We start from the raw sequence: 20664 nt of genomic DNA on the forward strand, positions 1-20664 counted from the left end.
CGCGCTTACTTGAACCGGAACGTCTCCAGGTTCTTCGGCGCGAACGTCCGCATGTTGTAGTCGTGGTACAGCGACGACGAGAGGTCCTGGACCGAGCTCTCGTCGCCGTGGACGCACAGCACCTTCTCCGGGCGCGGGTTCATCGTCTTCACGAAGTTCTCTAACCCCTGCCGGTCGGCGTGGCCGGAGAAGCCGTCGACGACCTCGGTGTCCATCTCCAGGGTGAGCGTGTCGCCGCGGCTCCCGCCGCCCCAGCCGTCGACCGGGATCTCGTCCCAGCCATTCTGGATCCGGCGGCCGAGCGTCCCCTGCGCCTGGTAGCCGACGAAGACGAGGTTCGAGTCCGGGTCGGGGCCGATGTGGCGGAGCCACGACATGATCGGCCCGCCCTCGATCATCCCCGACGTGGAGATGATGATACACTCGTCGCCGTCGGCGACGTCCTGCCGCTCCTCCTCGCCGCCGTCGATGTGGTTGAACTGGTCGGCGAGGAACGGGTTCTCGTCCTCATGGAAGATGCGGTCGCGGAGGTCGTCGCGGAGGTACTCGGGGTAGGTGGTGTGGATCGCCGTCGCCTCCCAGATCATCCCGTCGAGGTGGACGGGCATCTCGGGGATCTCGCCCTCGCGCATCGCCTCCTCCAAGACGAGCATGATCTCCTGCGAGCGCCCGACGGCGAAGGCGGGGATGACGACCTTCCCGCCCTGCTCGTACGTCTCGTTGATGACGCGCTTGAGCGCCTCCTCGGAGTCCTCCTGGTCGGTCTGGTAGTCGTTGCGGCCGCCGTAGGTGGACTCTAAGACGAGCGTCTCCACGCGCGGGAAGTCGTTGACCGCACCGTTGAACAGCCGCGTGTCCTCGTAGTGGATGTCGCCGGAGAAGGCGACGTTGTAGAGGCCGTCGCCGATGTGGAAGTGGGTGACGGCGCTGCCGAGGATGTGGCCCGCGTTGTGGAACGTGAGCTTCACGTCAGGCGCCACGTCGGTCACGTCGCCGTACTCCAGCGGGATGGTGTGTTTGATCGCGTCGCGGACCTGCGCCGACTCGTACGGCGGCGTCCGGCCGTCCTTCGCCGCCACGTCGAGGTAGTCGAGCGTGAGCAGGCCCATCAGGTCGCGCGTCGGCTCCGTCGTGTAGATGGGGCCGTCGTAGCCGTACTTGAAGAGGAGCGGGACCAGCGCCGAGTGGTCGAGGTGGGCGTGGGTCAACACGACCGCGTCGAGGGTCGCCGCGCCCGCGCCGAGCGCCTCGGGGACCTGGAGGTACGGCACCTCCCCCTCGGCGCCGGGCTTGTCGCCGCAGTCGATGAGGATCCGGGTCTCGGGCGTCGAGAGGATGAAGGCGGCGCGGCCGACCTCGCGACAGCAGCCGAGCGTCGTGATCCGGACCCACTCGTCGTCGGACATCTCCTCGCGGTGGATCTGCCGGCCGACGCGTTCGAGGATGTCGCGGCGCTCCTCGCGCTCGTTCTTCAGGAAGCCGCGGACGTTCGAGACGGTGGAGGACTCGATCGGCGGCGTCCGAACGACCTCGGGGGTCCAGCCGACCTCCTGGGTGATCTCGCGGAGGGTCGAGCCACGGCGGCCGATCACCATACCGGGCTTCTCGGCCTCGATGACGACCTCGCCGGTGTCCTCGTGGAAGTCGAGGTCCGTGACGCCGGCCTCCTCGGGGATCACCTCGCGGACCTGGTCTTCGGCCCGCGCCGGCGGCGAGAGGGCGCTCGGGTCCGGTCGGACCGTGATCCGCTTGCGGAGCTTCGAGGCGAGCCGCCGGATGAGGTCGCCGTCGCCGGCGAACCGCTTCGGGTCGCGCGTGTACACGACCAGCTCCGGCCCCTCGTATTTCACGTCGGTGACCGTGATGTCGTTCGGAATCTCCTGTTCGATCTCTGATTTCAACGTATCGAGCTGCTTGTCGACTTGACTCATATCTCACTGCGGGTCGTCGGGGCCGCCGTCGTCGTCGAATCGCGTCGCGCGGCGACTCGGCGCCGATCGATCGACCGTGACGGGGTAGGCATAGTGGAAGTACTGTCCGTACTGGTTCCGTACGCGGGAACAGCCAGCGAAAACCCGCTTGGATCACGGTACTGCCCCGCCGTTATAAAAGCCTTCGCAAAGGGCAAGCCCCGGCCGGCCCAAGCCGGGCCATGCGCGTCACGCCGCAGACGGTCCGCGACGAACACGCCTGGGTCCGCGACCGCGCCGACGTGGTCGTCCCGATACTCAACGACACCCGCGACCGCCTCGGTCGCCTCTTCGAGACGGAGGTGGACGCGGTCGCGCCGGACGCGTACCGCCGCGAGGTCGACGCCGTCTTCGCCGACGGCGAGGTCGCGGTCAACGTCGCGGGCTGCGTCGCGCTCTTACGCGACCTCGACGTCGAGGGCGACTACCCGGGCTTCGTCGTCGACGAGGTGCTGGGCCGCGAGCTGGCGGCGACGATCGCCGGCGGGCGCCCGCTCTCGCTGCTCGCGCAGGCCACGTTCCACGTCGCCGACGTTCACGTGGACCGAGACGCGACGGCCGAGACGGACCGGGCCGGCGCCGGTACCGCGGGCACTGACGACCTCGACGCAGCGCTCGCGGCGGGGTTCCAGACGCGGCTGCCGGGCTGGGACTGGCGGGAGGGAGCGAGCCCGTTCGCGGTCGACGCGGGGGGTAGCGAGTGACGGACGCGCGGCCGTCTACGACGTGACGTTCCTGACGAGGGCGTACACCCGGTCGAGCAGCGCGTCGGGGACGAACCGCGCGAGCACGCCGACGCGGGCGACCGTCCCGGGTTGGACCCGGGCGGGGGGCTGGGTCGCGCTCGCGGCGTCGTAGATGGCGTTCGCGACGAGCTCCGGCTCCACGGCGCCGGGGCCGTCGCCGCCCATCAGCTTCGCGTCCTCGAACATCGCGTAGAACGCCTCGTAGGCGTCGGTGCGCTCGATCCCCTCGCGCTCCTCGGGGTCGGCCTCCCGCTCCGCGCGCTCGGAGAAGTTCGTCTTCACGGGGCCGGGCTCGACGACGACCACGTCGATGCCGAGGTCGGCCACCTCGTTGCGGAGCGCGTCCGACATCGCCTCCAGAGCGAACTTCGAGCCGCTGTACACGCCGCCGCCGGGGATCGGCACCCGGCCGGCGACCGACGAGACGTTGACGATGGTCCCGTCGCGCTCGCGGCGCATCGCGGGGAGGACCGCGCGGATCAGCCGATGCGGCCCGTACACGTTCACGTCGAACTGGTCGTGGACGCGGTCCGTGGTGACGTCTTCGACCGGGCCGAACTGGCCGTAGCCGGCGTTGTTGATCAGGGCGTCGATCGCGCCCTCCTCGTCTAAGATCCGCTCGACGACGCGGTCGATGTCGTCCTGATCGGTGACGTCGAGCGTGGCGAGCTCACAGCCCGCCTCGCCGAGCGCCTCGACGTCCGCCGGGTTCCGCGCGGTGGCGTACACGGTCCATCCCTCGTCGAGGAACGCGTGCGCCGCGGCGCGGCCGATGCCCGAGGAACAGCCGGTGATGAGTACCGTCTTCTGCACGCGTCTCCGGTCAGTCTCCGACGGCATAACTCTCCCGACCGATGGCGGTCGAGCCGGGGACGCGCCGGCCCTCGCGCCCGCGGCGCCGACGACTTACTCCTCGTCGCTCTTGGCGTCGTCCGCCGCGTCCTCGTCGGTCGCGAGGAGGTCCCGCTCGTCGAGGATCCCCTCGACCTCGTCGGCGGGCAGCTCGGCGTACTCGGGGTCGTCGACGGTGATCGTCGCGACGCCGACGCCGTCGGGGGAGAGCTCGCCGTCGTTCGACTGCGCGAGGGTGTCGAGCGCGAGCCCGACCGCCTCGTCCGTCGAGATGCCCTCCTCGTACTCCGCTTCGAGGTAGTCGCGGAGGTCGTTGCGGTCCGAGCCGATCGACAGCGCCTGCCACTCGTAGGGGGTGCCCGAGGGGTCGGTCTCGAAGAGGCGCGGCTCGCCGTCCTCGATGCCGCCGACGATGAGCGCGACGCCGAACGGGCGCGCGCCGCCGACCTGCGTGTACTGCTGGATGTGGTCGGTGATGTTCTTCGTCAGCGTCTCGATGCCGACGGGCTCGCCGTAGCGGAGCTGGTTGATCTGCGCCTGCCGCCGCGCGAAGTCGATGAGCTGGCGCGCGTCGGCGACGTGACCGGCGCTCGCGACGCCGACGTGGTCGTCGGCCTTGTGGAGCTTCTCGATGCTTTCCGGTTCCATGAGCGGGGAGCGGGCGCGCTTGTCGGCCGCGAGGACGACGCCGTCCTCGGCGCGGACGCCGACGCTCGCCGTCCCTCGCTTCACCGCCTCCCGGGCGTACTCGACCTGGTAGAGTCGGCCGTCCGGAGAGAAGATTGTGATGCCGCGGTCGTACGCCTGCTGTTGGGATTGGCCCTGCATGATATCACTCGGTGTCGAACGTCGTCGCGCCGACGCGACCCGACTCGGTCCGCACGTCGCACGCGTCTCCGCGCACGGTCGCGGTCCGCTCGGCGCCCTCGAACGCGACGTCTCGCTGTGTCGAACTGGCGGTCGCGCGACCCATATATCTTTCTTCACAGGCACGCACCGTCCCCGAAATCCCCCTGACGAGGATCCCGACCGGCTCGCCGTCGACCTCGCTCACGCAGGCTATCGCGGCGCGAGCGTCGTCGACGTGGCCGTGCCTGACGCGGACGACGGCCTCGCCGCTCCCGTCCGCGTGGTCGAACGACAGCAGCGTGAGGTCGGCGTCGGCGCTGCCGGCGTCGCCGAGGAGGTTGCCGGCGCTGTACCACAGCGCGCGCTGGAACGCCCGCCGACCGACCTCGGCGCCCGCCCACGACTCGATGCCGACCGCGACGTAGCGCCACCGCGGCCGCAGGTGTTTCGGGAGGTGTTTCACGGCGGGCCCCTCACGCCGGGAGCTCCCGGATCCGCTCGGCGACGATCACCGCCACCTGGTCGTGGACGCGCTCGACCGCGGTCACCGCGAACCCCTCGGCCGTGAACGCCTCGACGAGCGTGCCGACGGTCGCGGGGTCGTCGACCTCGGGGCTGTAGAACGGCTCGTCGGGGTCGGGCGCCTCGAAGAACGCCACGTCGCCGAGGACGATCCGGCGCGCGCCCGTCTCCGCCATCACCCGGATCGCCTCGCGCTTCTCGTCGTCCGCGAGGTGGTGGAGCGCGAAGTTCGAGGTGACGACGTCGACTCCCCGCTCCGGGTCGACCTCGGGATCGCGGAACTCGCCGTACGCGAACTCGACGTTGTCGAGCCCGCGCTCGTCGGCCTTCCGGCGCCCCTCGTCCATCATCCCCTCGCTGATGTCGCGGGCGAGGACGCGCTCGGCGTCCTCGGCGACCGCGAGCGCGATGGCGCCGGTGCCGGCGCCCAGGTCGAGGACCACGTCGTCCGGCTCGGGCGCCGCGCGGTCGATCACGAGGCTCGCGCAGGCGTGGTACTCCTCGCTCTTCGAGTCGTCGTACTCCGCGGCCTTCTCGGAGAACCGCTCCGCGTGTTCAGCGACCGTCTTCTTCATACCTGCCACGTCGGACCCCCGGCTCTATGAAGCCCTCGGAGCGGCGCTCGCGGTTGCGGTCGACGAGGTCGCCCCACGCCCGGAGCCCCTCGCGGACGGCCTCGGCGTCGAACCCGATCGCCTCGCCGACCGCGACGAGTTCGCGCGGCGCGCGGAGTTCGAGGTGCGACCGGGCGTTCGCGCTCACGACGTACGGCGCGTCGTAGTGGCCGACGATCTCGCGGAGCTTCCGGAGGTCCGCGAGCGCTCGGACCCGCTTCCCGCCGGTCTCGCGGAGCGCCGGCCCGAAGTCGAACTCGACGTGGACGCCGTTGTCGCGCGCCGCCTTCGCGAGGACGTGGTTGAAGTCGCCGCCGGCCGCCATGGGGCGGACGAGCACGTCGACGCGCGGCTGCTCGACCGCGAACCGGTTCAGGGCGTCGTCGCCGCCGACGACGCAGACCACCGTGCGGTCCGAGCGGTAGTTCCCGACCGCTCCGGAGGCGCTCGTGGGGTCGTCGGCGTCGACCTCGGCCGCGTCGACCACGTCGATCCCGTACTTCTCGCCGATGGCGGTCGGGTCGCGGACCGGGCTCTCGGCGCGGCCCGTCCCGACCGACTCCCTCGCGTCGCCGGCCGCGGCGGAGCCGTCGTCGGCCGGGTCCAGCGCGTCGCGCGACCGGACGACGATCCCGTCGTAGCCGTGTCGCGCGGCGGTCGCCGCCTGGCGGGCGGCGGTCGCCTCCCCGTCGGGGGCGGCGTGAACGGCCTCGTACATGCGCCCTCATTTCGCGGCCGCGCGTATCCGCGTTGCGCTTCGGCGCCGCGCCCCGTCGGCCGGTCACCCCTCTCCGGCGGACTCCTCCTCCTTCTTCCACTCGCGCCTGGGATCTTCCCCGGTGAACCACGTCGCGACGCCGTCGGGGTCGTCCTCGCGGAACGCCCGTCGCCGCCCCCACTCGACGACCGCCTTTGCGAGCGTGATCGGAAGGAGGTACGGGAGGAGGACGGCCCCGACGCAGAACGCGTCGCCGACGCGGTCGAGCAGTCCGGGTGCGAGGGCGGCCTCGACGACGAAGATGCCGAACGTGACCGGGACGACGGTCAGCATGCCGATGACGAAGTAGAAGAAGACGACGCGCTGGGCGGCCTCGACGACCATGTACGGCGACTGCTCCTCGTAGGCGCGCTCGGCGAAGAACTCCCGGCGGACCTCCGCGACCTGCGCGCCGCAGACGCCGAGCGTCGCGAGCGCGACCGTGGGCGTGAAATACGAGAGCGCGTCCCAGCCGACCGGCACGAGCGGGAACAGGAGGAAGGCGAACACCCCGAGCGAGCGGCGGACGACGCGGAAGTTCCGCCGGTAGATCGGCGGGAGCCACGAGACGAGGCGGGTCGGCTCCGGCTCGCGCTCCCACACCTCGTCGCGCTCGGCGTCCTCGTCGTACCCGGTGATGTAGAACGAGCGGTCCTCCAAGACGATCGGTCGCTCCGCGAACATCGCGGCGGCGGCGTGCGCGAGGACGAGGACGGCCACCTCGATCCAGTACACCGCGAGCAGTTCGCCGACGCGCCAGCCGAAGGCGACCACGCCGGCGAGCGGGAGCAGGTTCGTCGCGACGACGAGCGCGAGGGCCGAACGGCTCCCCGCCGGAGGGCGAGTGCGGGGGTTCATTCGGATCGATCAACGGACGAGCGGTAGGTAAACGCTCCGGCGACCCCGCCAGCGTCTCGTTCTTCCCCCGCCCGACCCGGCCGCTTTTGTCCGCCCGCCGGGACACTCGCGTATGGCCGCCGACTTAGAGGAGAAGACCGACCGCTACGAGCGGATGCTCGCGGACGCGCTGGCGGTCGCGGAGCCCCGGCCCCCGGCCGACACGCCGCTCGGCGAGGCCGCCGCCGACGTGACCGAGATGGCCGAGTCGTACCTCGACGACGGGCGCCACTTCCGCGCCGACGGCGACCCGGTGAACGCGCTCGCGTCGTACTCGTACGGCTACGGCTGGCTCGACGCCGGGGTGCGGCTCGGGCTGTTCGCGGTGCCCGACGACACCGAGCTGTTCACGACGTGAGGCCGCGACCCGGCGCCCGGAGCGCCCGCGAGGGACGCGCTTAAGCGGCGACGGCCGCCACTGGTGGCATGGACGAACTCGCGGACCTGACCGAGCGGCTCGTCTCGATCCCGTCGCACGAGGACGAGACCGCCGCCGGCGACGCCGTCGAGGAGTGGCTGCGCGCGGAGACGGACGCAACCGTCGAGCGCGACGACGCCGGTAACGTCCTCGCGTCCACGGGCGCGACCGACGATCCGGACGCCGACTCGCTCGCGCTGGTCGGCCACCACGACGTGGTCCCGCCCGCCCCCGAGCAGACGACCGGCGACGGACTCGACGGCGACTACGTCGTCGAGCGCCGGGACGGCCGGATCTACGGCCGCGGGACCGCCGACATGAAGGGGTCGGTCGCGGCCGCAATGTGCGCCTTCCGGGACGCGACGCCGCCCGCGGGCCGGGAGCTGATACTCGCCTCCTTCGTCGGGGAGGAGGTCGGCGGCGAGGGCGCGAGACACGCCATCGACGCCGGGTTCGCGCCGGACCGGGCGGTCGTCGCGGAGGGGTCGACGAACTACTCGAAGCCCGGCGTCACGGACGTGGTCGTCGCGCACCGCGGGCGCCGCGGCTCGCGGCTCGTCGCGCACGGCGAGGCCGCGCACGCCTCGGAGCCGGAGGCGGGGGAGAACGCCATCTACCGCGCCTGCGACGCGATCGACGCGGTCCGCGACCTCGACGCCCCGCGGACGACGGTCCTCGGCAACGACGTGTCGGGGTCGCTCGCGGTCACGATAGTCGACGGCGGCGAGACGTGGAACGTGATCCCGGAGCGCTGCGAGGCGACGGTCGACGAGCGGACCGTGCCGGGCGGCCGCGCCGACCTCGCCGGCGTGGCGGACGCGACCCCGGGGGTCGAGCTCGTCGTCGACCAGGACCTCCCGCCGATGGCCTGCGGCGACGCCGCCTTCGCGGACGCCGCGCTCGACGTCGCCCGCGCGGTCCACGACGACCTCGGCCTCGACGCGCCCGAACACGTCACCAAGCCGCACGCGACCGACGCGGGGTGGCTCGCGGAGGCCGGCACCGAGTGCTTAGTCTGCGGCGCCTCCGAGCCCGGCGAGGCTCACACCGACACCGAGAGCGCGAGCCTCGACGCGCTGGACCGCTGTTACCGGATCTACGCCGGGATCGCCGAGCGGGAACTGTAGCCGTCGCGACGCCGGCCTCGGTCCGGCTCCCGCGGGCCCCGCGCGGCCCCGTATGGAAGGGGTTTTATGCGCTCCGCGGAAAGTGTGCGCCACTATGGGAGACAAGTCGAAGGCTCAAAAGAAGCGTCTGGCGAAGGCGGAGCGCCAGAACACCCGCGTCCCCGCGTGGGTCATGATGAAGACTGACATGAACGTGACGCGAAACCCCAAGCGGCGCAACTGGCGCCGGAACGACCTGGACGAGTAAATGTCGACGAACGACTTCGAGGAGCGCGTCGTCACCGTCCCGCTCCGCGACGCCAAGGACAAGCCCGTCCAGCAGCGCGCCGACTACGCCATGAAGATCACGCGGCAGCACCTCGCGAAGCACTTCTCCGTCGACGAGGGCGACGTGATCATCGACGGCTCCGTCAACGAGGCCGTCTGGGCGAACGGGCGACAGAACCCGCCCAGCTCGGTGCGGGTCCGCGCGGCTCGGTTCGTCGAGGACGGCGAGCCGGTCGTCGAGGCGGAACACGCGGAGTAACGTGTTACGGGCGACCTTCACCGGCTCGTCGTACGTGGGCGTGTTCGCCCGCGCCGTCGACGACCTCCTGCTGGTCCGGCCGGACGTCGACGAGGGGCTCGCCGAGGACCTCGCGGCAGAGCTCGGCGCCGAGCCGCTGCCGACGACGGTCGGCGGGTCGAACACGGTCGGCGCGCTCGCGACGGGCAACGAGAACGGCGTCCTCGTCTCTGCGCGGGCGACCGAGCGCGAGAAGGACCGGATCGCCGACGCCGCCGGCGTTCCGGTCCGGGAGCTCCCGGGCGAGATCAACGCCGCCGGGAACGTCGTCCTCGCGAACGACGCCGGCGCGTACGTCCACCCGGACCTCTCGCGCGAGGCGGTCCGGACGGTCGCCGACGCCCTCGACGTCCCGGTGACGCGGGGCGACCTCGGCGACGTGCGAACTGTCGGGACCGCGGCGGTCGCCAACAACACGGGCGTGCTCTGTCACCCCCAGTCGACCGAGTCGGAGCTTCAGGCGGTCGAGGAGGCGCTCGACGTGCGCGCCGACCTCGGCACCGTCAACTACGGCGCGCCGCTCGTCGGCTCCGGCCTCGTCGCCACCGACGAGGGGTACGTCGTCGGCGAGGACACCACCGGCCCCGAGCTGGGCCGCATCGAGGAGACGCTCGCCTTCATCGACTGAGCCGACCCGCGCTCCGTTCTCCTCCGTTCCGGTCGCACTCCCACATTTAAGAGCCGCAGCCGTGTTGCGGTCGGTATGCCCGCTATCGAGTGCCGCGGCCTCTCCAAGTACTACGGCGACGTCCGGGGGATCGAAGACGTGTCCTTCGCCGTCGAGGACGGCGAGGTGTTCGGTTTCCTCGGCCCGAACGGGGCGGGGAAGACGACCGCGATCCGCACCATGCTGGGGTTCCTCTCGCCGACGAGCGGCGGCGCCACGCTGCTCGGTCACGACGCGACCGACCCGGTCGAGTCGCGCCGCGCCCGCGAGCGCATCGGGTTCCTCCCGGGCGACCCGGGACTCGACCGCGACCGCACCGCGGCGGCGTTCCTCGATCACCAGGCGGCGCTTCGCGGGGAGTCGAGCCGCGAAGACCTCGTCGAGCGGTTCGGCCTCGACGAGTCGCGCCGGATCGGGGACCTCTCTCGGGGGAACCGGCAGAAGGTGGCGCTGGTGGCCGCGTTCATGCACGACCCGGACCTGCTGCTGCTCGACGAGCCGACCTCCGGGCTCGACCCGCTCCTCCAGGAGGAGTTCGCCGCCCTCGTCCGCGAGCGCGTCGACGACGGGGCGAGCGTCCTCCTCTCCTCGCACGTCCTCGGCGAGGTGGCCGCGCTCTGCGACCGCGTCGGCGTCCTCCGGCAGGGTCACCTCGTGGCGGTTGAGTCCGTCTCGGACCTCCGCTCACGGGGCGGGAAACAGGTCCGCGTCCGCGTCGCGGAAGACGTCGACCGGAGCGACTTCGAGGTCCGCGGGATCATGAACCTCCGCGTCGGCGAGGCGGTGTCGTTCACCTGGACCGGCGAGTACGACGCGCTGATCGACCTGCTCTCGCGGTACACCGTCCGGGACCTCGACGTGGTCGACGCGCCGCTCGAAGAGGCGTTCATGACCTTCTACGACGGCGACGCGCCGGGACCGACCGGGAGCGGCGGAACGGGCGAAGCGCCGGGCGACGGCGCGCCGACCGGCGTCGCCGCGGAGTCGGGGGGTGACGCCCGATGAGCGGTCGCCCCGCGCCGTGGCTCGCCATCGCGCGGTACGACGCCGCCGGCCGCGCCCGCGGATCGCTCGTGGTGGCCGGCCTCCTCTCCGCGTTCATGCTCCTCTTCTTGGCCTTCTTCCCGTCGCTGACCACCGCCGGCATCGACCTCGACGCGTACGTCGAGGCGTTCCCGCCGGCGTTCCAGGAGGCGTTCGGGATCATCGCCATCTCCTCCATCGAGGGGTTCCTCGCCGTGGAGTTCTACCAGTTCGCGTGGCTGCTCCTCGTCGGCCTCTACCTGGCGTACCTCGCCGGCGGGACCATCGCCGACGACGTCGCCTCCGGCCGGATGGACCTCACGCTCTCCGCGCCGGTCGCGCGCCGCGACGTGGTGATCGGGCGGTTCCTCGGACTGGTCCCGCTCGTCGCGCTCCTGAACCTCGTGATCCCGGTAGTCGCGTACGTCGGCGTCCTCGCCGTCGGGGAGACGATCGCGGTCGAGCGGCTCGTCGCGGTCCACGCGCTCGCGGTCCCGTACCACCTGACCTGCGTCGCGCTCGGCATCGCCGTGTCGACGCTCGCCTCGCGGCCGGGGATCGCCCAACGGGTCGCGCTCGGCGCATTGTTCGCGCTGTTCATGTTCGAGTCGGTCGTCGCGAGCACCGACTACGCGGAGGTCGGCGACCTCAGCCCGACCGCCCACTACGACCCCTCCGCGGTCCTCGTGTTGGGCGAGTACGACCTGACGGGCGCCGCGGTCCTGCTCGCGGCGACGACCGCCCTCGTCGCGCTCGCCGCCGTTCGGTTCCGACTCGCGGATCTGACGGGGTGAGACCCGGCTTTCGCGGCCGCTCCGGCCCGTCAGCGCCGTCGTGGTCGCCTGTCCCCTTTTAGGAAGATACTTCCCTGTCCCTGCCGGATCGAGGAACATGAGTACCTACACGGTGAGTGGACGGTTCCAGAGCCGAGACGGCGACCAGCCGTTCACGAAGGACGTCGAAGCGGAGAACGAGGACCTCGCCCGCGAGCGCATCTACACCACGGTCGGGAGCCAGCACAACCGCAAGCGCACCCAGATCGAGATCGAGGAGGTGTCCGAGGCATGATGGGCGGCGGACAACAGCAGCTTCAGCAGCTCTCGCAGGAGATCCAGGCGCTCGACGAGGAGATCGAGGCGCTCGAGGCCGAGATCGCCGACTACCGCGAGGAGAAGGCGGACATCGACGACGCGATCGAGGCCATCGAGACGCTCGACACGGGCTCGACGGTCCAGGTCCCGCTCGGCGGCGGCGCCTACCTCCGCGCCGAGGTCCAGGATATCGACGAGGTCATCGTCTCGCTCGGCGGTAACTACTCCGCGGAGCAGGAGCAGGACGACGCCATCGACGTCCTCCGGAGCAAGCAGGAGGCGCTCGACGACCGCATCGAAGAGACCGAAGACGAGGTCGCTGAGCTGGAGTCCGAGAGCGACGAGCTCGAACAGCAGGCCCAGCAGATGCAACAGCAGATGCAGCAACAGCAGATGCAGCAGATGCAGCAGGCGCAGGAAGACGACGGGGAGTAAGACGGGGATCCGACCGTGTTCGACGGACTGAAAGACAAGCTCTCCGGCTTCCGCGAGGACGTCGAGGAGTCGACCGAGGCCGAGGAAGCGCCCGACGACGACGAGGCGGCGACCGCCGAGAGCGACGCCGACGCGGACGAGGCCCGAGCGGCGGCCGTCGGTGACGCGTCCGAAGCGGACGCGAGCGAGACGGACGACGCCGACGCCTCGGACGACGAGCCGAGCACCTTCCAGCGCGCGAAGGCGTTCGCGACGGGCCGGATCATCATCGAGGAGGAGGACTTAGAGGAGCCGCTGTGGAACCTCGAGATGGCCTTACTCGAGAGCGACGTGGAGATGAGCGTCGCCGAACAGATCCTCGACAGCGTCCGCGAGAGCATGCTCGGGGAGTCGCGCAAGCAGGTCGAGACGACCGGCGAGCTCGTCGAGGAGGCGCTCCACGACGCCCTGCTCGACGTGATCGCCGTCGGCCAGTTCGACTTCGAGCAGCGCATCGCCGAGGCCGACAAGCCGGTCACCATCGTCTTCACCGGCGTCAACGGCGTGGGCAAGACGACGAGCATCGCGAAGCTCTCCGAGTGGCTCGCCGACCGCGGCTACTCCTCGGTCCTCGCGAACGGCGACACCTACCGCGCGGGAGCGAACGAGCAGATCCGCGAACACGCCGACCGGCTCGACCGCGACCTGATCAGCCACGACCAGGGCGGCGACCCGGCGGCCGTCATCTACGACGGCGTCGAGTACGCCGAGGCGAACGGCGTCGACGTCGTGCTCGGCGACACGGCGGGCCGGCTCCACACGAGCGACGACCTGATGGCCCAACTGGAGAAGATCGACCGCGTCGTCGACCCGGACATGACGCTGTTCGTCGACGAGGCGGTCGCGGGCCAGGACGCGGTGAACCGCGCGAAGGAGTTCGACGACGCCGCGGCGATCGACGGCGCCATCCTGACGAAGGCCGACGCCGACTCCTCGGGCGGCGCCGCCATCTCGGTCGCGTACGTCACCGGCAAGCCCATCCTCTTCTTAGGTACCGGACAGGGGTACGACGACATCACGCTGTTCGATCCCGAGGACCTCGTCGAGAGCCTGCTCGACGAGGAGTAACGGGCAGCCGACCCGATCCCGCCGGTTCCTTCCGGCTCGTTACGTCTCACGAGCCGCGGCTCAGGGGACGCGCCCGTCGCTCCGCCGGGTCGACGAAGCCCGATCTCGCGACTCGATCAGTCGTCGCCCGGCTTCGGCTCCGGCTCTGACGCCGGCCCGTCGACCGGATCGGGCGCTTCGCCGGCCGCCCGCCGTTCGACGCGAGTCACGATCCGCGCCCCGACGGACGCCGAACCCACGCCGAGGACGACGCCGGCGACGACGTCGGTCCCCCAGTGGATCCCGAGGTACATCGTCGAGTAGACGACGGTCGCGGCGAGGGCGCCGGCGATCCAGGCCCAACGCGGGAACCGTCGACGAGAGCGCCACGCGACGGCGGCCACCGCCACGGAGAGCGAGGCGTGGAGCGAGGGGAAGACGTTCGTGTTCGACGCGACCGCGGCCGTGAGCTCCTGCGTCTCGGGGTAGAACTGATACAGCAGCCCGTCGACCGAGTCGAGGTACTTTCGCGGCCCGTAGCCGACGAACAGCGTGTAACAGAGCGTCCCGACCGCGTAGTTCAGCATGTAGGCGACGAGCAGTTCCTTCAGGTGTCGCTGTCCGCCGTCCCCGGCGAGGAAGTACACCACCGGTCCGGCGACGAGCAGGACCGCGAACCCGAGCATGTACGCCGCCGAGAAGAGCTCGAGCGTCGCGTCCGGCGTCGCGCGCTGGAGCGCGGCCACGAACTCTCCCTCGATAGCGTACAGCTCGTCCGTAATGCGCCAGTCGAGCGCGCGGGAGATCCGGATCCGGTATCCCTGGGTAAGCTGTTTGACCGCCAGTAACCCCAGCGCCGCCGCGAGGTACGGCGCGATGTCGCGAGCGCGGCGGCCGAGGTCGTTCGTCGCGTGGGACACCTGTCGAGGCCCGACACAGAGGAGGGCTGTGACCGCCGACCCGACGGCAACCGAGAGGCCGGTGAGGGCGGTCACTCTGAGGAGCGCCATAGTCGTTTCCCCACCGCCTTCACGATACATGAGTGACACGATATCCGAGCAGGCCGGTACGGCAGGAAAAGGGAACGGCCGCCAGCGCCGCTACCCCTCCCGCTCCGTTGGTGATCACCCGCCGCGACAGTGGTGATTTGTCCATTGGACCTGAGCGAGATCGACCGGGGTATTTCGGTATAGCGACATACGATTTACTCACTCGCTCTCGAACAAAATGTGTCGCTTCTTACCCGACTGAATTCGAGTCGGTCACGGGAGCAGTTGGTAGACGTTCGCCTCGTAGACCTCGCGCACCTGATCGCCCCAGTTGTGAGTGTAGGTATCGATCACGTCGTCGGCGACGTCGCCGCGCAGGTACTTCACCACGCCGCGGTCCCCGGTCCTGTCGCGGAGGTGCGTCGTGAAGAAGTGTCTGAAGTAGTGGGGCGTGACGTTCTCGTCGGCGCCGCCGCCGGTCCGATACCACCCTTCCTCGCGGGCGTACTGCTCGACGACGTGTCTGACCGCCTGCGGTCGCAGCCGCTCGCCCCAGCCCTCCGCGGTGCCGACGAACAGCGGCTCCGCGGGCGACGGCGAGTCCGGTCGAACCGCGAGCCACGCCTTCAGCGCCCGTCGGAGCTCGTCGTCGACGGGGATCACTGTCCCGCGCTTCCGCTTGTTCGCGGCCGTGCGCACCTCACCGTTCAGCTCCTCGCCGACGGTCGCCTCCGCGGTCACGTAGATGGAGTCGGGGCGCCCCGACAGCGCCGGTCGGTCTCCGAGCGCGTAGGCGGCCTCCAAGTCCGGATCCGTGACCGAGAGGTCACGTAAGTCGAGGTTACAGAGCTCGCCGACCCGCATCCCGGTCTTCAAAAGCGTCACCACGAGCGCCCGATGGAGCGGGTGGCGGATCCCGGCGAGGAACGACCGCATGGCCGGGATAGAGACGTCGCGCCGAGCAGGGTCCTTGTCGACGGTCTCGTCCATCTCCTCCATCACCAGCGTCATCGGATTGCCGTCGAAGGCGCCCACCTCCGTCATGTACCCGTAAAACCGGTGGAGGTAGGCGGCGTACGTCGCGACCGTGCTGTCGGCCACGTCGCCGCGCAGCGAGTGGACGAACGCCATACAGTCGCGGTGGGTCGCCGACGCCGGTTCGGTCCCGTCGAGGAACGCCTCGAACCGGCGGAGGACGCGCTCGTACGCCGCCCTGGTCCGGTCCGTCTTGCCGTGGTAAGTGAGGTCCTCGAGGAAGTATCCGACCGGGTCGTCGGGTTCGGGGGCCCCGCGCGCGCTACTCATCGGTCAACACGTACCCCCCGTCACGCCCGCTGTATCGAACCCGGTTTCGATCTTGGAGATCGTCGAGCGTCGCCTCCAGTTCGTCCTCCACGTCACCGACCACGGCCTGGACCAGTTCGTCCCACGATCGGGGCCCGGATTCGAGAGCCGCGCGGACGCGCCTTTCGAGGTCGTGACCCCCGGGGTCGGAGCCCTCGGAAGCGGGTTCCTCGTCGGTCGCCGACTCGCTCGGCGCGAAGCCCCTGCGTCCGGCCTGTACCATCGTCCTGACGAACTCGCTCAGCGACATGTCGAGCTCGTCGGCGTGATCGCGCCAGATCTCTTTTTGCTCCGTCGGCACGTACGTCTTCACCGACTGTCGATCGCCCCCCATCTGTGGAACGAGCGTTCTCGCGCTCTCAACTTCAATCTATCCCAGATTTCCGGATAAGTGACTTTATCTCGGTATGTGGTCCTCTGTTCTCGCCGCTATTGAGTAAATATCTTGTTTTGTAGTACTGCTATCTGAGGTGTGTGGTACTACTTCCCCGGATATACAATTTCCATGATCACTTCCATGCGGGGGGCACTAGGACACGCCAGCCCAGGGAGTCGGCTACCCGATTCTGTCGGACCGTTCAAGAACACGACACGAACTGGTCGGACTTCGTCGACAAGGGGTTACCGCCGAGACGTATCGACTGGAGTTCCTGCCACTGCCGGTGCGAAAACACGGACCGAGACCAGCGCGACGTGGCCGGACCCCGTTCAGACGCGACGAGTATATTTCATGCCGCTATACCATACCCGGACTCAGACCCGTATCTCCGAGTCGGTCGGTTCGCGTTCGAACGCCCCGAGCACGCGAGAGACCGATTCGTCCGTCTCGGCGGCGTTACGCATCAGGACCGTCTCGCTCGGGAAGAGGTGCTCGCCGACGGAGAGGCCGTGTTCGCGGGCCGTCGAGCCGGTGACGGTGAGGTAGACGCCGAGGCCCACCCGAGCGATGGCCGCCTCCTCCTCCTCGTCGGCGTCGGGATAGACGAACTCCACGCCGTCGAGCGCGTCGGTGCCCAACACCGCGGTGACCAGGCGCTCGTACCGCGGCGAGATACACAGCAGGCCCTCGTAGTCGGCGAGGTACGCGCGGTCGAACGTCGTGTTCGGCGCGCGTCGGTCCTCGCGTCCCATCAGCGTGTGATACACGGTGTCTCCGAGGCCGGACACGACGCGCACGTCGGTGTCGACCGGGTCGATGCGGTCGTTGATGTCCGCGATGTCGCCGAGGCCGCCCTCTCGGATGCCGACCACCTCCTCCAAGACGAGGTCCGCGGAGTCGAATCCGAGCGCGAACTCGTGGGTCCGGAGCGCGCGGAACGGCTCCTCGCGGCCGACGAGTTTGACCGTCACGTCGCCCAGGTCGACCGTCGCGGCGTCGAACACGATCCGACGCGGCTTCCCGTTTCGGTCGTCGCGAAGCAGCGTGAACTCGGGTTCGGCGGCGGTCGCCGGGTCCGAGTACTCGGCGAGCCGCTCGTACGGGCCCGCGTCGGCGTCGACGGAGCCCTTCGTGACCGCCTTCTCGTACCGGAGCGTGTTGCTCACGCCGTCCGCGAGCCGGTCGAGGCGGTCGCCGTCCGCGACGGCCGCGATCCGCTCTAACACCGCTTCGAGCGGGCGTCCCTTGCGCGGGACCGCGACCGGAACCGGATCTGTCATTGAGCGATCTGCGGCCGGGCGCGTAAAACGGGTTGCGTTTTTGAACCGGGACCACGGCTCGCTGCCGTGCCCTTCGAAAAAGACGGCGCAGCGTCGGCAGCGGCCGACTTACGGGCCGAAGGCCTCGTTGAGCCTGGTCCGGAACTCGTCGAGCTCGTCCAGGTGGTCGTTGATCTCCTCGATCTCGGCCGCCACGTCGTCGAGGTCCTCGCCGAGGCGGTCCTCGATGTCGGTGAGCCGCGAGTCGACCTCCGCGAGGTCGTCCCACAGGTCGTCGAACTCCTCGTCGAAGCGGTCGAGCCCGGACTCGACCTCGTCCACGCGCTCCGTCGCGTCGGCGGCGAGGTCCTCCGCGCTCTCGGCCGTCTCCTCGGCGTTCTCGGCGCGCTCGGCCGCCCTGTCGACCTCCTCGTAGAGGGTTTCCACGTCGTCTCCCAGGTCGTCGACCGACTCCGCGACGGCGTCGGCCTCTCCCTCGACCCGGTCCACGTCGGCGGCGAGGTCGTCGACGTCGCTCTCGACGGCCGAGACGGCGCCCCGGACCGATTCGACGCTGTCGTCGACGGCCGCGACGTCGTCCTCGACCGCCCGAACGTCGCTCTCGACCGTCTCGACATCGTCCGCCACCGCGTCCACGCGGTCCTCCACCTCGTCGACCGCGTCCGTGGCGGCGTCGACTTCGGCGTCGACGCGCGAGACGTCGGAGGCGAGCGTTTCGCGCTCGTCGTCGGCATCGTCCAGGCGGTCGTCGAGGGCGTCGACCTCCGCCTCGACGGCGTCGACGCGGTCGTCGATCCCGTCGAGGATCTCCCGCGCCGTGCCCTCGCCGTCGATGAACTCCGCGAGCGCGTCGGCGTACGCCTCGATGTCGGCCACGCTCGACTGGAGGCGGGCGATCCGCACGTCGACGCTGCGCGGCACGTCGGCCTCGAACGCCTCCTCGATGGTCGCGATGTCCTCCTCGTCTGCCGCGCCGGTGCGGATCTCGGCCGCGAGCGCCGCCGCGAGGCCGCCCTCGCCCGGCAGCCTCGCCGCCTCGTCGTCGTCCTCGACCGGTCCCTCCTCGTCCGTCTCGTCCTCGTGAGGCTCCTCAGCGTCCGTGTCGTCCGCCTCGGGCGCTTCCTCGGGCACGTCGTCGGCCGCCGGCTCGGCTTCCTCGTCCGGGGCAGACTCGCTCTCTGCCACCGCTGCGCCGACGGGCTCTCCCTCGTGCGCCGTCACGGCGGCCGTCCCCGCTTCGATGGTCCGCGGTTCGGGGGCCGCGGACTCCGGCTCGTCGTCGGCTTCGTCGGCCGCGTCGGCTTCCGGCTCGGCGTCGGCCTCCGGTTCGGCGTCTGCCTCCGGCGGCTCGGTCGGCTCCGCGTCGTCCTCCTCGGCCTCGGATGCGGGCTCGTCTGCGGGTTCCTCGGCCGGGTCGTCCGGGAGCAGCTCGTCGTCCTCCGCCATTCCCGGGAGCGTCGCGCGGTCGCCGGAGAGCACCTCGCGGACCGCGTCCGTGTCGCCGGCGCCGAGAACGTCCTCTATCTCCTCGCCGACGGGGACGTGTTCGATCACCGGCGTGCCGAGGAACCCGTCGAGGTCGGGGTCCTCGTCGCGGATCCCGAACACCGTCTCGACGGTCTCGTCCGGGTCTATCACCCGTTCGAACTCCACGCGGTGGTCCTTGTACGCCGTCCAGTTCTCGCTTTCGTACTCCGGGTGGAACCCGACCCGGTCCATCGGGAACGACTCCGGGATCCGGTCGACGATGCGCACCCGTACGGGGTCCTCGCGGTGCGAAGAGAGGGTGTACATCACCGCAGGCACGGGGAACGCGTCGTCAGTGAAGGATTTCTCGACGCGGATGCCGTCCTCGTCGACGGTCGTGGCCGCCTCCGCCGTCCGTTCGCTCATACCCGCACGTCCCGGAGCAAGGGCTTAAATTCCACGGGCCGCGTTTCGTGGTTGATAACCGAAACGTCGAGAAAACGGCCGCTCGACTCCCGTTTACAGGTCGATCCGGTCGCCGATCTCGACTATCTCCAGCCGGTCCGGCGACTCGTAGCTCCGCACGTGGTCGTGGAGCGCGGTCGGGTCGGCGGTCAGCCCCTTCCACATATCCCAGTGGGTCGGCACCAGGCGGTCGAGGCCGAGATCGTTCGCCGCCGTCGCGACCTCGTTCTCGTCGCTGTACCACTTCGTCCGAACCGGCTCCCCCGTCTCCTTGTCGGGTATCGTGCCCTCGGAACCGAACGCCAGGATTCCGAGGTCGATGTCGAACCGCTCCGCGAGCCCCGTGAACGACGGCGAGGGCTTGCTGTCGCCGGCGTGGAACACCGTCCCCGCGTCGTGTTCGATCACGTAGCCGACCGGGTGCGTGGCGTCCGCGTCGTGCGTTTCGACGACGTGAACGGTGAACTCGCCGACGCGCAGTTCGTCGCCCTCGGTGACCTCGGTGAACGCCGCCTCGCTCACGTCGTACTCCTCGGTCCACCGCTCCTCCTCGCGCGCGACCGCGAGCGAGTCGTCGGGCGCCACGAGGTCCGCGTCGGTGTTCTCCAGGATCGGCGCCTGCGAGGGCCCGTGAACGTGGTCCGTGTGCTCGTGGGTCGCAAGCACCGCGTCAGCGACCTCGACGTCGGCGGGGTCGAACGGGACCGGAATCATCCGAATCGTCCGCGGCGGGTCGCCCGTGCCGACGTAGGGGTCGATCCAGAGGACCGTCCCCTCGCTCCCCTTGATCGCGAAGCCGTTACAGCCCAGGTACCACAGCGCCACCGTGTCGGGGTCGGCGTCCGCGACCGCGCGCGGCAGCCAGTCGCCCCAGTCGGAGTCGACCATGGACGGCGATGCGGAAGCGGCGGGGGTAATTATTCCGGAGTTCGCCGGATCGCGGACAGTTGTGTCGGAACAGCGACGACGGATTTCTGTCGCGGACGCCACAAATAAATCGCATACCGCTATACAAAATTGCCGCGCACCGCGCGAGCGAGTTCGATCCGCGAAACCCGGGAAAATAGAAGCGAGACGCGGTCTACCGGGGGTGAGTCGAAACGAGAAGGCGAGTCAGCGCG

The 20664-nt window shown here is 70.1% G+C and carries 24 protein-coding genes; 11 read left to right on the forward strand and 13 right to left on the reverse strand.

The genetic code is table 11. The annotated features are described in order from the left end of the window. Window positions 1–5: 5 nt before the first annotated feature. The gene (locus EXE44_RS05785; RefSeq protein WP_053771313.1) at window positions 6–1931 is read right to left on the reverse strand and encodes a beta-CASP ribonuclease aCPSF1; all 1926 of its coding nucleotides are present in this window, start codon (window positions 1929–1931) and stop codon (window positions 6–8) included. A gap of 221 nt (window positions 1932–2152) precedes the next feature. Here EXE44_RS05785 and EXE44_RS05790 point away from each other — a divergent pair, with 221 nt between their 5' ends. Continuing rightward, the gene (locus EXE44_RS05790) at window positions 2153–2674 is read left to right on the forward strand and encodes a hypothetical protein (RefSeq protein ID WP_137716341.1); all 522 of its coding nucleotides are present in this window, start codon (window positions 2153–2155) and stop codon (window positions 2672–2674) included. A gap of 15 nt (window positions 2675–2689) precedes the next feature. Here the strand turns inward: EXE44_RS05790 and EXE44_RS05795 are convergent, their stop codons facing one another. From EXE44_RS05795 to EXE44_RS05820, 6 genes are all read right to left on the reverse strand, one after another. Then, entirely contained in the window at window positions 2690–3556 is an 867-nt protein-coding gene (locus EXE44_RS05795) for an SDR family oxidoreductase (RefSeq protein WP_137716342.1), read from the reverse strand. A gap of 66 nt (window positions 3557–3622) precedes the next feature. After that, window positions 3623–4396: an archaeal proteasome endopeptidase complex subunit alpha gene (psmA, locus tag EXE44_RS05800; RefSeq protein WP_137716343.1), complete on the reverse strand. Its 774-nt coding sequence runs from the start codon at window positions 4394–4396 to the stop codon at window positions 3623–3625. A gap of 4 nt (window positions 4397–4400) precedes the next feature. Beyond that, window positions 4401–4880, reverse strand: a complete 480-nt coding sequence (locus tag EXE44_RS05805) for an Rpp14/Pop5 family protein (RefSeq protein ID WP_137716344.1) — start codon at window positions 4878–4880, stop codon at window positions 4401–4403. A 10-nt stretch (window positions 4881–4890) separates the two neighbouring features. Next, entirely contained in the window at window positions 4891–5514 is a 624-nt protein-coding gene (locus tag EXE44_RS05810) for a class I SAM-dependent methyltransferase (RefSeq protein ID WP_137716345.1), read from the reverse strand. Next, window positions 5495–6271: an RNase P subunit p30 family protein gene (locus tag EXE44_RS05815; RefSeq protein WP_137716346.1), complete on the reverse strand. Its 777-nt coding sequence runs from the start codon at window positions 6269–6271 to the stop codon at window positions 5495–5497. The genes EXE44_RS05810 and EXE44_RS05815 overlap by 20 nt, the downstream gene beginning before the upstream one ends. A gap of 63 nt (window positions 6272–6334) precedes the next feature. Next, window positions 6335–7168 (reverse strand): DUF6498-containing protein, encoded by an 834-nt coding sequence (locus EXE44_RS05820; protein WP_137716347.1) that lies wholly within the window; start codon window positions 7166–7168, stop codon window positions 6335–6337. 112 nt (window positions 7169–7280) lie between these two features. On the opposite strand from EXE44_RS05820, the gene EXE44_RS05825 reads away from it, so the two are divergent. The 10 genes from EXE44_RS05825 to ftsY all read left to right on the forward strand — a co-directional run bounded on the left by EXE44_RS05825 (window position 7281) and on the right by ftsY (window position 13640). Continuing rightward, on the forward strand, window positions 7281–7565 hold the full coding sequence (locus EXE44_RS05825) for a DUF357 domain-containing protein (protein WP_121564685.1): 285 nt from the start codon (window positions 7281–7283) through the stop codon (window positions 7563–7565). Between the two features lie 68 nt (window positions 7566–7633). Beyond that, window positions 7634–8752 carry a M20 family metallopeptidase gene (locus EXE44_RS05830; RefSeq protein ID WP_137716348.1) on the forward strand — a complete coding sequence of 373 codons (1119 nt, stop codon included), beginning with the start codon at window positions 7634–7636 and terminating at the stop codon, window positions 8750–8752. A gap of 94 nt (window positions 8753–8846) precedes the next feature. Then, entirely contained in the window at window positions 8847–8999 is a 153-nt protein-coding gene (locus EXE44_RS05835) for a 50S ribosomal protein L39e (protein ID WP_004050128.1), read from the forward strand. Beyond that, window positions 9000–9278, forward strand: a complete 279-nt coding sequence (locus EXE44_RS05840) for a 50S ribosomal protein L31e (RefSeq protein WP_053771303.1) — start codon at window positions 9000–9002, stop codon at window positions 9276–9278. 1 nt (window position 9279) lies between these two features. Continuing rightward, the gene (locus tag EXE44_RS05845; protein WP_137716349.1) at window positions 9280–9945 is read left to right on the forward strand and encodes a translation initiation factor IF-6; all 666 of its coding nucleotides are present in this window, start codon (window positions 9280–9282) and stop codon (window positions 9943–9945) included. A 75-nt stretch (window positions 9946–10020) separates the two neighbouring features. Further along, the gene (locus EXE44_RS05850) at window positions 10021–10989 is read left to right on the forward strand and encodes an ABC transporter ATP-binding protein (RefSeq protein ID WP_137716350.1); all 969 of its coding nucleotides are present in this window, start codon (window positions 10021–10023) and stop codon (window positions 10987–10989) included. Next, on the forward strand, window positions 10986–11801 hold the full coding sequence (locus EXE44_RS05855; RefSeq protein ID WP_137716351.1) for an ABC transporter permease: 816 nt from the start codon (window positions 10986–10988) through the stop codon (window positions 11799–11801). Before EXE44_RS05850 ends, EXE44_RS05855 begins: the two co-directional genes overlap by 4 nt. Before the next feature lie 97 nt (window positions 11802–11898). Further along, a complete protein-coding gene (gene rpl18a, locus EXE44_RS05860) occupies window positions 11899–12075 on the forward strand; it encodes a 50S ribosomal protein L18Ae (RefSeq protein ID WP_053771299.1) in 177 nt (58 codons plus the stop codon). Next, window positions 12075–12533: a prefoldin subunit alpha gene (pfdA, locus tag EXE44_RS05865; protein ID WP_121564697.1), complete on the forward strand. Its 459-nt coding sequence runs from the start codon at window positions 12075–12077 to the stop codon at window positions 12531–12533. The genes rpl18a and pfdA overlap by 1 nt, the downstream gene beginning before the upstream one ends. Before the next feature lie 15 nt (window positions 12534–12548). Continuing rightward, the gene (gene ftsY / locus EXE44_RS05870) at window positions 12549–13640 is read left to right on the forward strand and encodes a signal recognition particle-docking protein FtsY (RefSeq protein ID WP_137716352.1); all 1092 of its coding nucleotides are present in this window, start codon (window positions 12549–12551) and stop codon (window positions 13638–13640) included. Between the two features lie 116 nt (window positions 13641–13756). Here the strand turns inward: ftsY and EXE44_RS05875 are convergent, their stop codons facing one another. The 6 genes from EXE44_RS05875 to EXE44_RS05900 all read right to left on the reverse strand — a co-directional run bounded on the left by EXE44_RS05875 (window position 13757) and on the right by EXE44_RS05900 (window position 20431). Further along, complete coding sequence (locus tag EXE44_RS05875) at window positions 13757–14629, reverse strand: phosphatase PAP2 family protein (protein ID WP_199241184.1); 873 nt, start codon at window positions 14627–14629, stop codon at window positions 13757–13759. Window positions 14630–14881: 252 nt separating this feature from the next. Continuing rightward, complete coding sequence (locus EXE44_RS05880) at window positions 14882–15913, reverse strand: tyrosine-type recombinase/integrase (protein WP_137716354.1); 1032 nt, start codon at window positions 15911–15913, stop codon at window positions 14882–14884. Next, window positions 15906–16286 carry a DUF5805 domain-containing protein gene (locus tag EXE44_RS05885; protein WP_137716355.1) on the reverse strand — a complete coding sequence of 127 codons (381 nt, stop codon included), beginning with the start codon at window positions 16284–16286 and terminating at the stop codon, window positions 15906–15908. Before EXE44_RS05885 ends, EXE44_RS05880 begins: the two co-directional genes overlap by 8 nt. Before the next feature lie 419 nt (window positions 16287–16705). Then, window positions 16706–17611 carry a hypothetical protein gene (locus EXE44_RS05890; RefSeq protein ID WP_137716356.1) on the reverse strand — a complete coding sequence of 302 codons (906 nt, stop codon included), beginning with the start codon at window positions 17609–17611 and terminating at the stop codon, window positions 16706–16708. A 108-nt stretch (window positions 17612–17719) separates the two neighbouring features. Next, complete coding sequence (locus tag EXE44_RS05895) at window positions 17720–19504, reverse strand: alanine-zipper protein (protein ID WP_137716357.1); 1785 nt, start codon at window positions 19502–19504, stop codon at window positions 17720–17722. 93 nt (window positions 19505–19597) lie between these two features. Further along, window positions 19598–20431, reverse strand: a complete 834-nt coding sequence (locus EXE44_RS05900) for an MBL fold metallo-hydrolase (RefSeq protein WP_137716358.1) — start codon at window positions 20429–20431, stop codon at window positions 19598–19600. Window positions 20432–20664: the final 233 nt, after the last annotated feature.

This window comes from Halorubrum sp. SS7 (assembly GCF_005435055.1).
In the GTDB taxonomy this organism is placed as follows: Archaea; Halobacteriota; Halobacteria; order Halobacteriales; family Haloferacaceae; genus Halorubrum; species Halorubrum salinarum.

What these genes read in the sequence shown, in the direction of transcription:
- EXE44_RS05790 (WP_137716341.1), top strand. Translation starts at nt 2,153, where the DNA reads ATGCGCGTCACGCCGCAGACGGTCCGCGACGAACACGCCTGGGTCCGC.
- EXE44_RS05885 (WP_137716355.1), bottom strand. Translation starts at nt 16,286, where the DNA reads ATGGGGGGCGATCGACAGTCGGTGAAGACGTACGTGCCGACGGAGCAA.
- psmA (WP_137716343.1), bottom strand. Translation starts at nt 4,396, where the DNA reads ATGCAGGGCCAATCCCAACAGCAGGCGTACGACCGCGGCATCACAATC.
- EXE44_RS05810 (WP_137716345.1), bottom strand. Translation starts at nt 5,514, where the DNA reads ATGAAGAAGACGGTCGCTGAACACGCGGAGCGGTTCTCCGAGAAGGCC.
- EXE44_RS05825 (WP_121564685.1), top strand. Translation starts at nt 7,281, where the DNA reads ATGGCCGCCGACTTAGAGGAGAAGACCGACCGCTACGAGCGGATGCTC.
- EXE44_RS05840 (WP_053771303.1), top strand. Translation starts at nt 9,000, where the DNA reads ATGTCGACGAACGACTTCGAGGAGCGCGTCGTCACCGTCCCGCTCCGC.
- EXE44_RS05820 (WP_137716347.1), bottom strand. Translation starts at nt 7,168, where the DNA reads ATGAACCCCCGCACTCGCCCTCCGGCGGGGAGCCGTTCGGCCCTCGCG.
- EXE44_RS05895 (WP_137716357.1), bottom strand. Translation starts at nt 19,504, where the DNA reads ATGAGCGAACGGACGGCGGAGGCGGCCACGACCGTCGACGAGGACGGC.
- EXE44_RS05785 (WP_053771313.1), bottom strand. Translation starts at nt 1,931, where the DNA reads ATGAGTCAAGTCGACAAGCAGCTCGATACGTTGAAATCAGAGATCGAA.
- pfdA (WP_121564697.1), top strand. Translation starts at nt 12,075, where the DNA reads ATGGGCGGCGGACAACAGCAGCTTCAGCAGCTCTCGCAGGAGATCCAG.
- EXE44_RS05875 (WP_199241184.1), bottom strand. Translation starts at nt 14,629, where the DNA reads ATGGCGCTCCTCAGAGTGACCGCCCTCACCGGCCTCTCGGTTGCCGTC.
- EXE44_RS05880 (WP_137716354.1), bottom strand. Translation starts at nt 15,913, where the DNA reads ATGAGTAGCGCGCGCGGGGCCCCCGAACCCGACGACCCGGTCGGATAC.
- EXE44_RS05835 (WP_004050128.1), top strand. Translation starts at nt 8,847, where the DNA reads ATGGGAGACAAGTCGAAGGCTCAAAAGAAGCGTCTGGCGAAGGCGGAG.
- EXE44_RS05815 (WP_137716346.1), bottom strand. Translation starts at nt 6,271, where the DNA reads ATGTACGAGGCCGTTCACGCCGCCCCCGACGGGGAGGCGACCGCCGCC.
- EXE44_RS05830 (WP_137716348.1), top strand. Translation starts at nt 7,634, where the DNA reads ATGGACGAACTCGCGGACCTGACCGAGCGGCTCGTCTCGATCCCGTCG.
- EXE44_RS05855 (WP_137716351.1), top strand. Translation starts at nt 10,986, where the DNA reads ATGAGCGGTCGCCCCGCGCCGTGGCTCGCCATCGCGCGGTACGACGCC.
- EXE44_RS05850 (WP_137716350.1), top strand. Translation starts at nt 10,021, where the DNA reads ATGCCCGCTATCGAGTGCCGCGGCCTCTCCAAGTACTACGGCGACGTC.
- EXE44_RS05900 (WP_137716358.1), bottom strand. Translation starts at nt 20,431, where the DNA reads ATGGTCGACTCCGACTGGGGCGACTGGCTGCCGCGCGCGGTCGCGGAC.
- rpl18a (WP_053771299.1), top strand. Translation starts at nt 11,899, where the DNA reads ATGAGTACCTACACGGTGAGTGGACGGTTCCAGAGCCGAGACGGCGAC.
- EXE44_RS05795 (WP_137716342.1), bottom strand. Translation starts at nt 3,556, where the DNA reads ATGCCGTCGGAGACTGACCGGAGACGCGTGCAGAAGACGGTACTCATC.
- EXE44_RS05890 (WP_137716356.1), bottom strand. Translation starts at nt 17,611, where the DNA reads ATGACAGATCCGGTTCCGGTCGCGGTCCCGCGCAAGGGACGCCCGCTC.